Source organism: Rhodococcus sp. 06-1460-1B, from assembly GCF_002258475.1.
In the GTDB taxonomy this organism is placed as follows: Bacteria; Actinomycetota; Actinomycetes; order Mycobacteriales; family Mycobacteriaceae; genus Rhodococcoides; species Rhodococcoides fascians.
Window position 1 is genome coordinate 271,201 of record NZ_NOYS01000041.1, and the last position, 13,866, is coordinate 285,066.

At 64.1% G+C, this 13,866-nt stretch carries 13 protein-coding genes; 2 read left to right on the top strand and 11 right to left on the bottom strand.

Annotation, left to right across the window (positions count from 1 at the left end; translation table 11 throughout):
- The first annotated feature begins 24 nt into the window (after positions 1–24).
- Entirely contained in the window at positions 25–597 is a 573-nt protein-coding gene (locus tag CH268_RS24230) for a DUF1707 SHOCT-like domain-containing protein (protein WP_094666112.1), read from the top strand.
- Here the strand turns inward: CH268_RS24230 and CH268_RS24235 are convergent, their stop codons facing one another.
- The 11 genes from CH268_RS24235 to CH268_RS24285 form a co-directional block, all read right to left on the bottom strand.
- Positions 598–2,544 carry a vWA domain-containing protein gene (locus CH268_RS24235; protein WP_032371243.1) on the bottom strand — a complete coding sequence of 649 codons (1,947 nt, stop codon included), beginning with the start codon at positions 2,542–2,544 and terminating at the stop codon, positions 598–600.
- Complete coding sequence (locus CH268_RS24240; RefSeq protein WP_094666113.1) at positions 2,544–3,929, bottom strand: sigma 54-interacting transcriptional regulator; 1,386 nt, start codon at positions 3,927–3,929, stop codon at positions 2,544–2,546. The genes CH268_RS24235 and CH268_RS24240 overlap by 1 nt, the downstream gene beginning before the upstream one ends.
- 116 nt (positions 3,930–4,045) lie before the next feature.
- Positions 4,046–4,915, bottom strand: coding sequence for an endonuclease domain-containing protein (locus CH268_RS24245; protein ID WP_094666114.1), 870 nt, complete (start codon positions 4,913–4,915; stop codon positions 4,046–4,048).
- A 149-nt stretch (positions 4,916–5,064) separates the two neighbouring features.
- Positions 5,065–6,621 carry a bifunctional phosphoribosylaminoimidazolecarboxamide formyltransferase/IMP cyclohydrolase gene (purH, locus tag CH268_RS24250; protein ID WP_094666115.1) on the bottom strand — a complete coding sequence of 519 codons (1,557 nt, stop codon included), beginning with the start codon at positions 6,619–6,621 and terminating at the stop codon, positions 5,065–5,067.
- Positions 6,618–7,232, bottom strand: coding sequence for a phosphoribosylglycinamide formyltransferase (gene purN, locus CH268_RS24255; RefSeq protein WP_094666116.1), 615 nt, complete (start codon positions 7,230–7,232; stop codon positions 6,618–6,620). Before purN ends, purH begins: the two co-directional genes overlap by 4 nt.
- 79 nt (positions 7,233–7,311) lie before the next feature.
- Positions 7,312–8,781, bottom strand: coding sequence for a cell division protein PerM (locus CH268_RS24260; RefSeq protein WP_176458047.1), 1,470 nt, complete (start codon positions 8,779–8,781; stop codon positions 7,312–7,314).
- 72 nt (positions 8,782–8,853) lie between these two features.
- On the bottom strand, positions 8,854–10,062 hold the full coding sequence (locus CH268_RS24265; protein ID WP_094666118.1) for a DUF5336 domain-containing protein: 1,209 nt from the start codon (positions 10,060–10,062) through the stop codon (positions 8,854–8,856).
- A gap of 93 nt (positions 10,063–10,155) precedes the next feature.
- Positions 10,156–11,280, bottom strand: coding sequence for a dimethylsulfone monooxygenase SfnG (gene sfnG / locus CH268_RS24270; protein WP_094666119.1), 1,125 nt, complete (start codon positions 11,278–11,280; stop codon positions 10,156–10,158).
- A 108-nt stretch (positions 11,281–11,388) separates the two neighbouring features.
- Complete coding sequence (locus tag CH268_RS24275) at positions 11,389–12,612, bottom strand: acyl-CoA dehydrogenase family protein (protein ID WP_032381723.1); 1,224 nt, start codon at positions 12,610–12,612, stop codon at positions 11,389–11,391.
- A gap of 65 nt (positions 12,613–12,677) precedes the next feature.
- Positions 12,678–13,019, bottom strand: a complete 342-nt coding sequence (locus tag CH268_RS24280; RefSeq protein WP_094666120.1) for a DUF2200 domain-containing protein — start codon at positions 13,017–13,019, stop codon at positions 12,678–12,680.
- A 9-nt stretch (positions 13,020–13,028) separates the two neighbouring features.
- Positions 13,029–13,517 carry a hypothetical protein gene (locus CH268_RS24285; protein ID WP_094666121.1) on the bottom strand — a complete coding sequence of 163 codons (489 nt, stop codon included), beginning with the start codon at positions 13,515–13,517 and terminating at the stop codon, positions 13,029–13,031.
- A gap of 155 nt (positions 13,518–13,672) precedes the next feature.
- Here CH268_RS24285 and CH268_RS28010 point away from each other — a divergent pair, with 155 nt between their 5' ends.
- Positions 13,673–13,846: a hypothetical protein gene (locus CH268_RS28010; protein ID WP_155288490.1), complete on the top strand. Its 174-nt coding sequence runs from the start codon at positions 13,673–13,675 to the stop codon at positions 13,844–13,846.
- Positions 13,847–13,866: the final 20 nt, after the last annotated feature.

Below are 13,866 nucleotides of genomic sequence, written 5' to 3' on the forward strand. Positions count from 1 at the left end.
CCGGTCGCCGGTAATGTCCGACCGGTGAGCGACCAACGACCCGACCGAAATCGAAGTACGGTGCGCGCTGCCGATGCCGATCGCAACCTCGTGGCGCAGCTGCTGAGCGACGCGTTCGCCAACGGTCAACTGACCGTCACCGAGTACGACGAGCGGACGGCCGCGGCGTACCGAGCGAAGACCTACGGCGACTTGGACCTGTTGACCGACGATCTGGCCCTCACCCCACCTCCGCAGACAACGCAGACCGGTGCGCCCCAGACCGATCGGGCCATCGCGATCATGAGCGGCTCGGTTCGCAAAGGCGAATGGACCGTCGCCGCACGCATCGACGCCCTCGCCTTCTGGGGCGGAGTGGAACTCGACCTACGCCGAGCGACGTTCTCGGCCCAGGAAACCACCATCAACTGCGTCGCGATCATGGGCGGCATCGAGATCACCGTGCCGCCCGGCATCGGCGTCGAGGTCCGCGGCACCGGGATCATGGGCGGATTCGAGCACGTCAGCGCCACGCACCCCGGTGCGCCCCGAGTGGTCATCACCGGACTCGCCTTCTGGGGCGGAGTCTCGGTGGACATCAAGGCAGCAGAGAAGTGACTACGACCGTCGACGCTTGAGGTAGTCGCTCACCACTGCAGCACCCAATCCGTCCAGATCCGGCGCGATGACCCTGCCGCCGACCCGTTCGGCCATCTTGTCGACCACCCGGGCCAGACCGGGATCGTCGCCGAGACGGAAAATCGTCACCTGCGCACCGAGTTTCGCGACGGTATCGAGCTCACGCACCGTCAACCCCAACGTCTTCGACGACGGCGGGTAATCGAAATATGCATGGCCGTCCGGCTCCAGATGAGCCGTCGGCTCACCGTCGGTGACGATCAAGACCACCGGCTGCGCATTGGGATGCCGACGCAGATGCCGCACTGCGAGCATCAACGCGTGATGCAGATTGGTGCCCTGATCGTAGGCACCGTCCAGGCCGGCGAGCTCCGAGGCCGTCAATGTCTGTGCGTGCCTGCCGAATCCGATGAGTTGTAGGTCGTCCCCGCGAAAACGAGTACTCACCAGGTGATTGAGAGCCAATGCGGTGCGCTTCATCGGCACCCAGCGGCCGTCCATCACCATCGAGAACGACGTGTCGACCAGCAACGCCACCGCAGCCTGCGTTCGAGTCTCGGTCTCGCTGATCTCCACATCCGTCACCTGCAGCTGCACCGGAAAGCCCGATCCCTGTGCAGCCGTACGCAAGACGGCGTTGTTGACCGTGCGCGTCACGTCCCACGGTTCGGTGTCGCCGAATTCCCAGGTGCGCGACGCTCCCGTCGGCTCACCCATTGCGCCGGCCTTGCGAGTATCTCGCTCGCCGCCGCGTCGAGACAGCTTTCCCGCGACATCCTTCAGCGCCGACTGCCCCAGCTGACGCATTGCCTTCGGCGACAGACGCCACTGACCGTCGGCACCCTTGTCCATGAAACCTTGCTGCTGCAGTGCCTTTTCGAGCTCGGAGAGCATCCGGGCATCGGCCGCAGCCTCCGGTCCGAGTTGTTTCAGCAGGGCATCGGCGTCGATATCGTCCAGCGCCGCCCCGTTGTACTGCTGCGAGAGCTGATTGCCCAGATTCTCGAGATCGGCAATGTCCTGCAGTGCCCCGGTACCGTCACCGAGGCCCATTCCGTTCTCGCCGCGGAAGTTCTGCGAACCGTCCCAATCCTCACCGGGCCGGGCCTGCTGCAGATTCTGATCCAGTTGATCGAGCTGATCCAGCAGGTTCGAATCACCGAAGGCCTGCTGCGCCAACGCATCCAACTCGGCTCGCTGCTCGGGAGTCAGAGAGTTGCGTAGTCGCTGCGCGGCGGCAGCCCGCTGGGCGAGTGAATCGAGTAGCTCGTCGACATTCTTCGGATTCTCCGGAAAATGCTGACCGTGCTTGTTCATGAACTCGTCGAACTGCTCGTCGGTGTTCTCGCCCTTGTTGTGGGCGTCGAGCAGTTCGTTGAGGTCCTTCAGCATCTCGCTGATGGCCTGACGATCCTGCTCGGTGGCACCTTCGAGAGCCTGCTTCATGCCGGCGAATCGCTGATCGAGCATCTCGCGGCCGAGCAGATCCTTGATCTTCTCGTAGTTCTCGCGCCCCTCCGACGAACGCCAGTCGTAATCCGAGAGCTCCTGCACCGCTTGGGCGGTGGACGGAGACAGATCGCCGATCTGCATCTCCTGGAACCTCGCATCGTCGTCAAGGGCACGCGCCAACGCCTTACGCTCCTCGAGCACCGCCTTGTCCAGCAGCTCACGCACTTCCTGCAGCGTGCCGTCGAGGTTGTTCTGCTTCAACAGATCTCGGCGACGCTTGGCAGCCTGGGCCGCGAGGTCGTCGAGCCCGCGCATGTTCTTCGTTCCGCGCCGCAGCATCTCCTGCAACGCCCGGCGAGGCGACGCCCCCTCGAGGACGTCCTCGCCGATCGCATCCAACGCCTCCCGCAGATCGACGGGAGGAGCCAGTGGATCCGGGCCCTCGTGATAGCGCCCGTACCTGGAGCGACGCATCAGCTGTACACCGTCTGGCCGTCGTCGTCGGGATCCTTCGAGATTCGCCGCGCGAGGTAGAGACCTTCGAGTGCCAGTTCGACGGCGGCTGCTTTCTCGCCGTCCGAGGTCGCCTTCAACCGCTCGGTGATGTCGCCGATCACGGCCACGTCGGGCAGCTCGTCGAGCAGAGCCTTTGCGGTGATGCGATCGCCGGTGACGATCGGTTCGCCGGTTTCCACGGCCGTCACCAACGCCGCGAGGTTCAGGCCGCCCAGGTGTGCCCGGACGGTATCGGCCGTCGCGCGTCGCAGCATGTGTTCGAGGACCTCGATTTCGCGGCCTTCTTCGCCCGACTCGAACTCGACCTTGCCGCGCAGCACCTCGATGATCGTGCCCAGGTCCACCGGCCGCGCCACGGCGTCCGCTTCGCCGAGTATCGCGGCGCGGTGAACCGCTGCGGCAGCGATCGTTTCGGCAGCGGCGATCGCGAATCGTGCCGAGACGCCGGAGCGCTGGTCGACCGACGGCGATTCGCGCAGCAGTCGAGTGAATCGAGCGAGCACCTCGAGCAGGTATGCCGGGACCTCGGCCTGCAGGTCTGCTTCCTGATCGATGACGGCTACCTCGTCGTCCAGCTCGAGCGGGTAGTGCGTCCTGATCTCGGCACCGAAGCGGTCCTTGAGCGGGGTGATGATGCGTCCGCGATTGGTGTAGTCCTCGGGGTTGGCACTGGCCACCAACATGACGTCGAGCGGGAGCCGCAGGGTGTAGCCGCGGACCTGAATGTCGCGCTCCTCCATGACGTTGAGCAGCGACACCTGAATGCGCTCAGCGAGGTCGGGAAGTTCGTTGATGGCCACGATGCCACGGTGACTCCGAGGAACGAGACCGAAGTGAATGGTCTCCGGGTCGCCCAAGCTGCGGCCCTCGGCGACCTTCACCGGATCGACATCGCCGACGAGGTCAGCGACCGAAGTATCCGGGGTCGCAAGCTTCTCGGCGTACCGCTCGCTGCGGTGCCGCCACTCGATGGGCAGGTCGTCGCCCAGTTCCTTCGCTCTACGAATGCTCTCAGGGGTGATGGGCTCGTACGGATGCTCGCCCAGTTCGGCACCGGCGATCACCGGCACCCACTCGTCGAGCAGCAGGTTGAGGGTACGCAGCAGACGCGTCTTGCCCTGCCCACGCTCACCCAACAGAACGACGTCATGACCGGCCAGAATTGCGCGCTCGAATTGCGGCAGCACCGTCGACCCGAAGCCGACGATCCCCGGCCACGGATCTTCGCCGTCACGCAACGCCGTCAAAAGATTTTCGCGGAGCTCTTCCTTGATCGACCGCTGCCGATGTCCGGATGCCTTGAGTTCGCCGAGAGTGGAGATGCCAGGTTTGGTGGAGGTCACTTCTCCACGCTACGAGCGTTTGACGATTGCTGCCATCTAGTGGTCCGTTGTGGTTCCGTCGAGTTCGCACTTATGCCACCCAAACTGGACAATTCCCCTGCACAACTGCGATCTCGCTAGACCGGTGCTCCTGCCTTACGAAGCTTGGCCCGAACTCGACGGACGACTTCGTCGGGACGACGGCGGAGTTGTTCGGAATTGACTCGAACGATATGCCAATCGCACTGCTGCAAGTCCTCGTACCTTTCGATGTCTCGAGTTCGCTGACGCTCGTCGAGCCTGTGCTGCACGCCCTCGTATTCCACCCCGACACGCCACCTCTCCCACCCCATGTCGATCCGCGCGACAAATCGACCACGCGCATCTCGAATGTCGATCTGGGTGGTGGGTTTCGGGAGTCCAGCATCGATCAGCAACAGGCGTGTGCGCGTCTCCTGCGGCGATTCCGCGCCTCCATCCACACGACCGAGGGCGTCGAGCAGCACCCGGATACCCCGACACCTCGGACGCACTGACGCGAATGCACTCACCGCATCCCGCTCGAGGCCGGTCGCGGCCATGAGTGAATCGAGGAAGATCACGGACTGCGGTGGCGAAACCCATCGCCCGATATCGAACGCGGTTCGTACGGGGTTGGTCACCGCCACCCCGCCGACAACGAGCACATCGGCGGGCTCGATCGAGTCGCGCCGGAGGATCAGCCCTGGTATTCGATGTGATTTTTTCGGCGCAAGCACAGTGGGCGGCACCGAGGCGTCGACCCATCGCGCGCCATGTATGGCGGCCGCCGAAGTACCCGCGACAATTGCGCTGTTGCCGACGCACACAGATGCCGCCACAGCCAGGGTCCGCGCATCCATGGTGGTTCCCGCGGGCACATACGTGTCACGGAACACTCGTACATAGTCGCGGCTCAGTCGATGACGACTCAGTGCTCCCGACTGCACTGCAACCGACCCACGAAACGGTCCTGACTCGATCCCCATCGCTCAACCCTGGCAGGGTCGAGCTCCTCGAAACGGCCGGCAGGCCAATCTGTGGATTATGGTTTCGTTCATCCACAGATCGTCGAGATCGCAATTATGCGAGCGGAAATGGTGTAAAAGGCTGCACAACTGCGATCTCGACGGAGCAGCTAGTGGGCGAAGTGCCGCGAACCCGTCAGATACAGCGTCACGCCCGCATCCTGGGCTGCCGCGATCACTTCGTTGTCGCGGACCGAACCACCGGGCTGCACAACGGCTTTGACACCCGCGGTCATGAGGACCTGCAAGCCGTCAGGGAACGGGAAGAAGGCATCGGAGGACGCGACCGAACCGACGACGCGATCCCCGGCACGCTGGACAGCGAGGTGGGCGGCGTCGACGCGGTTGACCTGGCCCATTCCGACGCCGACCGACGCGCCGTCGTGAGCGAGCAGAATTGCGTTGGACTTGACGGCTCGTCCTGCGCGCCAAGCGAATTCGAGATCCTTGAGGGTCTGCTCGTCGGCGGGTTCGCCGGCGGCCAGGGTCCAGTTGGCCGGATCGTCGCCGTCGGCGTCGATGACGTCGCGCTGCTGCAGCAGTGCCCCGCCGGAGATCGGCTTGAGTTCGACACCCGCGGTGGGCGGCGCTTCTGCGAGCAGAACTCGAATGTTCTTCTTGCGCTGCAGCACTCCCAGTGCACCGTCGGCGTAGGAGGGCGCGATGATGACCTCGGTGAAGATCTCGGCGACTTGCTCGGCCATCTCGACGGTGACCTCACGGTTGGCCGCGATGACGCCGCCGTAGGCGCTCACCGGATCGCACGCATGCGCCTTTCGGTGCGCCTCGGCGATGTCGGTGCCGACGGCGATTCCGCACGGGTTGGCGTGCTTGATGATCGCGACGGTGGGCTCCGAGTGATCGAACGCTGCCCGCCAGGCCGCATCCGAATCGGTGAAGTTGTTGTACGACATCTCTTTTCCGTGCAGCTGCTTAGCCTGCGCGATGCCGGCAGCAGCGGAGGAGTCGACGTACAGGGCGGCCTTCTGGTGCGGGTTCTCGCCGTACCGAAGTACTGCGGAGCGGTCCCAGGTGCCGCCAATCCACTCGGGAAATACCGTCTCGGTGTCGGGGGTCAGGACGCTCGACATCCACGACGCCACTGCGACGTCGTACGCCGCGGTGTGCTGAAATGCCTGCGCGGCAAGAGATGTGCGCTCGGCGAGCGTGAATCCGCCACCGGAGACAGCGGAGAGTACGTCGTCGTACCGGCTCGGGTCGACGACAACCGCGACCGACGGGTGATTCTTGGCTGCGGCGCGCACCATCGAGGGGCCACCGATATCGATCTGCTCGACACATTCGTCGGGTGTCGCACCACTGGCGACGGTCTCGGTGAACGGGTACAGGTTGACCACGACGAGCTCGAACGCCTCGATGCCCAGCTCATCCAGCTGAGCCAGGTGCTCGGGCTTGCGGGTGTCGGCAAGGACCCCGGCATGGACGCGAGGATGCAGCGTCTTGACGCGGCCCTCGAGGGTTTCGGGGAATCCGGTGAGGTCCTCGACCTTGGTGACCGGGATTCCGGCGTCGGCGATCTTGCTCGCCGTCGATCCGGTGGACACCAGAGCGACGCCCGCGGCGTGCAAACCGGTCGCAAGTTCGATCAGTCCGGTCTTGTCGTAGACACTGACCAGTGCGCGGCGCACCGCTTTACGTTCACTCATCGGATTATCTGAGCCTTTCGTCCATCGGAGGTGACACCTTTGGCTGCGACCGCTGCGATCACGTCGACCAGCAACCGTCGTTCCACAGTCTTGATGCGTTCGTGCAATGCCGCTTCGTCGTCGCCGTCGAGAACGGGCACGGCTTCCTGAGCCAGGATCGGCCCGGTGTCGACGCCGGAATCGACCAGATGCACCGTCGAACCGGTCAGTTTGACGCCGTGGTCCAGCGCGTCGCGAACGGCGTGCGCACCCGGGAACGACGGCAACAGCGCGGGGTGCGTGTTGACTATCCGGCCGGCGAACGCGTCGAGAAATCGAGGGCCGAGGATCTTCATGAACCCTGCGGTGACGATCAGATCGGGCTCGAACCCCAGTGCAGCGTCGGTGAGCGCCGCATCCCAGGCCGACCGATCGACGAAGTCTCGCAAGCCGATACGAAAATGTGGGATCGCGGCATCGTCGGCATGACGAGCGGCCGCGCACTCTCGATCGACTCCGACGGCCACGATGCGTGCCGGGTAGTCCTCGGCAGTTGTCGCGGCGACGAGCGACTGCAGGAGCGAGCCGGTCCCCGACGCGAGGACGACGACCCGCGCGGGTGTCTCACGCAAGGCAGTCAGCGCACTACTCCTGAGGTATCGAGGGGATCGTTCGAGCCAGCAGAAAGCCTAGTCGCTCCGACCCGCGCCCCTACCGGGCAGGTCCGTCCTCCGCAGTGCTCGACGCGTCGTCCTGGGCCGGGGGCGGAGCGACGATCTCGGCCTCGAGCGGTTCCTCGGATTCGGCGTCTGCCGCGATCGGATCGTCTGCTTCCACTGTCGCGACCGGCTTCTCGTCGACGACCTCGGCCTCGACGACGGTGTCCGCGACAGCCTCGTCCGGCTCCGACGCAGGCGCTCGAATGGCCAGTTCTGCTGCGGGCACGGTCGCCGGCACGGGCTGCTCGGTACCGGATCGGTCGTGGGGTTCGTGGTCGGGTTCCGGGTCTGCTCGACGCCACACGACGAGGGCCGCCGAGGCGGATCCGACGACGCCGAGCCAGGCGAAGGTCAGCAGTGCGAAGCTCCACACGGTGACTTCGACTGTGCCGAACGTGCCCAGGTTCCCGCCTGCGGCGTAGCCGAACACCGCGGCGAGGGCTCCCATGACTGCAGCGACGGCCCACACCGAGGAGACCGCGACCTGGACGTCCACGCTTCGGATCGCGCAGTCGCGTCCCAGGAGTAGCCCGGCTGCGATGGGAACGACGAGCATGACGATCCAGATCGTCTGCGCGGATCCTTCGGGGAGGACGGCGAGGATCGGAAGCGGCGGGAGCGGCCCGCCCGTCGTCGAGAACAGGCTGACCGTTGCGTCTCCGAAGCTCGCCGAGGACCCCGTCGCGACGGCGAGGGCACCGAGGACGATGTTCGGCAGGTACAGCACCGACAGCACGGTCAGTCCCAGCATGCCGACGAGGGTGCGTCCGTTGTCGAGCAGCGAACCGGCGGTGTCCCAGGAGGCGAGCAGAGCCAGCAGCACGATGGCGGAGCCGCCTGCCGTCAGCACCGCAACGGACCGCACGAGTGGTGCGACGAGTGCGCGTACCCAGTCGGGCAGGTGTCGATCGATCACCAGAGTGTCCCAGCGAGCCAGGACCAAGCCGGTGCCCGAAGCCGCTGCGTGTACTCCGGCCACCCACGAGAAAGCAACGAGTGCGTTGGGGCTCGACAATCCGATAACCGTCGACGCATCCTTGGCGACGGCCAGAGCGATGGCCGTGACGGCGAGGGGTCCGGCCATCGACGCGGCGAACACCCACCTGACCATGCGACGGTCGGTGGTCTCGTCCACCGCGTGGTGAACCGTGCGTGCGACGGACCAGGCGACGACGAGGGTGGGAAGCATCGGGGCGACGCCCATCGACGTGCCACCGATACTCAGCGGCACCAGGTGCACCGCGAACCAGGAACCGGCGATGGCACCGAGGGTTCCGGTGAGATCACTGTTGACCGAGACAAGGGTGATCAGGACCAGCGTCGTGGCGATGACCACCACCAACCCGGAGGTTTTGAAGGCCACTGCAGCGAGCGTTCGTGACTGATCGGGCGTAGGCCCGGTGCTCACACGGGAACTGCGTGCGGCCGCGCGTCGAGTATCTCGGTTCAATAGATCGCTCATCACTACGAGATTCGCATCAACGACGCGGCACGCCGGTCAGGCGCGCCGCGAAGTCGAGTGTGACGTGCGAAATCAGTCGCGCTTGTTGTCGTCTTCCGCGGGAGTGGCACCGAACGACTGAGTCGGCGCGCCGTACGGCGTCGACTGTGCGCCCGATTCGGACTCGTCGGGTGTGCTCGACGGCTGACCGTAGCCGGACGGCTGGCCGCCGTACGGGTACTGGTTCGGCGGGTACGCCTGGCCGGCGGGCGGACCGCTCGGACCGGTGTACGGCGGCGGTGAGTAGCCGCCCTGCGGTGCGGTGTTGGGCGCAGGCTGATTGCCGTACGGCGATTGTGCGCCGGGACCGTAGGAATGCTGGCCGGACGCCTGTCCACTCGGCGCCTGTCCGAAATTCGACGAGCCTGCCGTGTTCGACGGGGCCTGACCGTAGGCCGGCGGGTTGCTGTAGTTCTGCGGTCCGGACGGTCCACCGAACGACGTCGTCGGCGCGTTGTACGGATTCTGCTGGCCGTAACCGGACTGCTGACCCTGGTTCCCGAAGCCGGACTGCTTGGGTGCCGGGGCCTTGACGATGCCTGCATCGAGCAGCAGCGCAACCACAGCGGCCGCTGCCTGCACGAAGCCCAACACGAGTACCAGGATCGCGCCGATTCCGAGCGAACTGCTGGTGCTGGCGAACTCGTTGCCCTCGGCACTGGGCAGGCTGAACGACTGGAAGACGAGCACCAGGAATCCGGCGATGGCCAGTGCCGCGATCACGGCCTGGTTCCGGGCGTCTTTCTGCAGCAGCGACGCACCTGCGATCAGACCGGCGGCGAGCAGGAACGCGATCGACGCCGCACTTCCGCCGGACTCGAAGAAGTTGGTGCTGAACGAGGTCTGGATGCCGCTGGGCAGTTGCTCGGACGACGACACTTCGGCGGTGACGAAATCGAGCAGGCCGAGCAGGAAGTTGACGATACCGAGACCGAGCACCACGAAGGTCAGGATCTTCGGCAGTTGTGCGAGCCCGGCACCGGACGACTTCGTCGAGTGCCCGGACGTGCCCGGCGCGGACCCGCTCGGTGCGGAGGTTCCTGGCACGGGCGGGCCGAACGGGTTGGATACCGACGGCTGGTGGAACGGCTGGTTCTGACCCGACTGGGGGTAGGCACCCGACGACGGCTGATTCGGCGTGGACTGATTCGGCGTGGACGGGGGGCCGTAGGACGGTCCGCCTCCGCCGTAGCCACCAGAGTTGGAGCCCCCGTTGTCAGGGCTGCCGGGCGAGTAGGTCATCGCGTCTCCTCATCCTGATAGTGCCGTACCCAGGTCGGTCGGGTCCGAGATCTCACGCTACTGCACGGACCCGACCGCTCGAGGAACTCCAGGTCAGTGGGACGTGACCAACTCGTGGTCGTTCGATTCGGCCGCTTCGAGCTCCCGCACCAGCGGCAGCACCTTCGCTCCGAAGTATTCGATTTCCTCCTGAAAGTGCAGGAAGCCACCGAGAACGAGGTCGACGCCGAGGCGTCGGTAGGCGACGATGCGTTCGGCAACCTGCTCCGGGGTGCCGATCAACTGCGTCTTGAACCCGTCGTTGTACTGAACGAGGTCCTCGAACGTCGAGTCGGCCCACATCCCCTTCTTGTCGGCCGTCGAATTGCCCGCCTGCTGCACCGCACCTCTGAAACCCTCGACGGCACGCTTGTTGGCCTTGTCGATGATCTCTCGCAACGTATCTCGCGCTTCCTTCTCGCTGTCTCGCGCGATGATGAAGCCGTTGAGCCCGAACTTGACCTCACGTCGGTGATCGCGCGCGACCCGACGCAGGTTGTCGAGCTGCTCGGTGACGCCGTCGAAATCCTTGCCGTTACTGAAGTACCAATCCGAGTACCGGCCGGCATTCTCCTGCGCGGCGGACGAGTTACCACCCTGGAAGAGTTCAGGATTGGGCCGTTCCGGGGTGTTGAGCGGCTTGGGCTTGAGCGTGAAATCGTGGATCCGATAGAAGTCGCCCCGGAAATCCACGTCGTCCTCGGTCCAGATCTTGCGCAGCACCTGCAGGAATTCGGCGCTGCGACGGTATCTTTCGTCGTGCTCGAGCCACGGCTCACCGAGGTGGGTGAATTCGTCCTTGAACCAGCCACTGACGACGTTGACCGCAAAACGGCCGTTCGAGAGGTGGTCTGCCGTCGCTCCCAGCTTGGCCAACACGGCAGGCTGCCAGAGCCCGGGATGCACGGCGGCAATGACTTTCAGACGTTCGGTGGCCAACAGCAACGCGAGCGAGAAGCTCGTCGACTCGTGCTGGAACTCGGCCCCGTAGCTCGCCTCGTAACGGACCTGACTGAGGGCATACTCGAAGCCGTTGTTCTCGGCGGTCTGCGCCAGCTTCTTGTTGTACTCGTAGTCCCAACTGGTCCGTTGCTCGATGGTACTGGTGACCAGGCCACCCGAAACATTGGGAACCCAGTATGCGAACTTGATTGCGTCGGCGATTTTTTCGGTGCTCATGTGTGCGTCATCCTTTGTCGGATGAATGTGCCACCCACGCACTCAGATGGCGTGGATGGCACATTCATCCGGAAATCGGGGGTCGGATCGGGGCCGAAAATGTCGGGATTACGAGTACCAGGTGGGCTCGGGCAGCTCACCGGTGAGCACCCAGCGGCCGACTTCGCGTCGCTTGTAGGCAACCGGATCGTGCAGGGTGTGGGTACGGACGTTGCGCCAGAAGCGATCGAACCCGTACTTGCTGGCCGTGGCGCGGGCACCGAGGGCCTCGAACACGGTCGAGGTGATCTCGAGCGAGACGTCGGTGGCGCGAGCCTTGACTGCGGCCACCCGGACCTCGTGGTCACCGCGCTCCTCGGCGGTGACGTTCCACGCGTTGTCGTGAATCTTCTGGCCTTCCAACGCCACTGCGTCGGCCAGCGCTTCGACGGCCCACAGTTTGGCAGTCAGATCGCCGTAGATGTCGATGATGTACGGCTCGTCGACGGCCTTGTCCACCGTGCTGTGCAGCCACGCGCGAGTCTTGTCCTTGGTGTACGACGCGGCCTCCTCGAGAGCACCCCTCGCGATTCCGAGGTAGAAGTTGACGAACACCAACTGAATGGTCGGCACGTTGAGGGTGTTGTAGACGCGGGGCTGAAACACCTTGTCCACGAACCCCGCTGCACTTGCCCAGTCGACGCGAACCTTGTCGATCGTGACACTGCCACTTTCGGTCTGACGCTGGCCGATGTTGTCCCAATCGTCATGGAAGGACAGACCCTCGATGTTCGACGGCACGATTGCGAACACGTGATCGGTGCTGCCCTCGAGCGCACCTTCGAGCACGGTCACGTCCGAGACACGACTGCCGGTGGAGAACGTCTTGGAACCGTCGAACACGATGGTGTCGCCCTCGTCGGTGACCGACACGTCGTTGTCGCGGGGATTGACAGCACCGCCGAAGAACCACTTGTTCTTCGTGGCATCGGCTTCGACGGCCTCGATCTGCTCGGGGGTACCGACCAGACGCGCGGCCCAGAACCAGAGAAGGTGGTAGCCCAGCAGCTGACCGATCGAGCCATCGGCCTTCGAGACGGTGCGAATCACCTGGTAGGCCGTGGGCCAATCCTGGCCGCCGCCACCGTGCTCGACGGGACCGAGCAGCGTGACGAGCCCGGCGTCCTTGAGCAACTGAACCTCTGCGGACGGAAGCTCACGACCCTTGTCACGGGCAACGGCGTCGACAGCGAGAAGCTGCGCTACCTCACCTGCGCGGGAAATCCATCCGGCGGCAGTGGTCGGAGCGTCGGGCCAGTTCTTGGCGAGTGCACGATTTTCGGTAGTTGTCATGACGCACAGTGAAGTCCCGCGTCGAAGCAATGACCACAGTTCGATTCAGCGTGATTCTAACGGGATCACCCACGCAGAATTTTCTCCATCTTCTTGCCCTTGGCCAACTCGTCGATCAGCTTGTCCAGCAATCGGATTTTCTTCATCAGGGGATCTTCGACATTCTCGACGCGGATGCCGCAGACAACTCCGGTGATCAGTATCGCGTTCGGGTTCAGGTTCGCCGCCGCGAAGAAGTCCTCGAATGTCGTCTCGGCCTCGAGATGTCGATCCAGGGTGGCTTGGTCGAATCCGGTGAACCACCGGACGATCTCGTCGACCTCCGCTGCAGTGCGGCCCTTTCGCTCGACCTTGTTGATGTAGAGCCGATGGACCGTCACGAAAGCGGTGGTGAAGATGTTGTGCACGGGGCCAATCTAGTCCACCGACGCGCCCGCGAAGTAGGCCCGCACACGAGGCGTGAACAGCAGCACTGCGACCGCCAGCAGGATGACCATTTGAATCGCTTGCACCACGTGGGTCCACGGAAGATTCGGGGTGAAGATCAGGTAGGAGTAGGCAGCAACTCCGAAGATGCTCCAGCTCAACAAGAGCCGATGTTCGGATGGACTGCGCCTGGAGAGTCGCTGGACAAGATACGAGTAGCCGAAGATCAGGCTGACCGCAGTGATCACCCGCAGCGAGTAGGCCCCGTAGACGATCGCTTTCGCCGAGGCCGGAAGGGAGCCGTCGTCCATGCCCTGTCGATGCATCTGGAAATCCGCCAGCGACTTCGCCAGCGCCACCGAGGCGAGTGCATACAGACACGAGACCACCATGGCCGCGATCATCAACCGGCCGACCGGTCGTACAGCCGGGTCCGCGTGCCACCCCTGTCGATACAGACGGTGCAGAAATTCCGACATCAGCCCTCCCCGAACGGTGTCACAGAGATTGTGACATGATGTCGTTACTTTAGCTATTGACTCCCCTTTACCTTTATTGTGAATTTCAATTACTATGCAACACAACACTTTTCAGGAAGAATGGGGAGCGACATCGTCGAACGGGAGGGCAAGACATGACACGCAAGAGGTTCGAGTACTTCAAAGTCGCGTTGTTTCTGATGTCCGCAATCGTCCTGGCCTGGGCTGCAGGAACTTTCGAATCGCTCTACTACGCACTCGCGGCGGCGCTGTTCGGAGCGATGACAGTGTTCGTCCTGTGGCGAGTGGACAAGTTCGAGACCGAATAGCGCTGCCCATACGTCGTGCG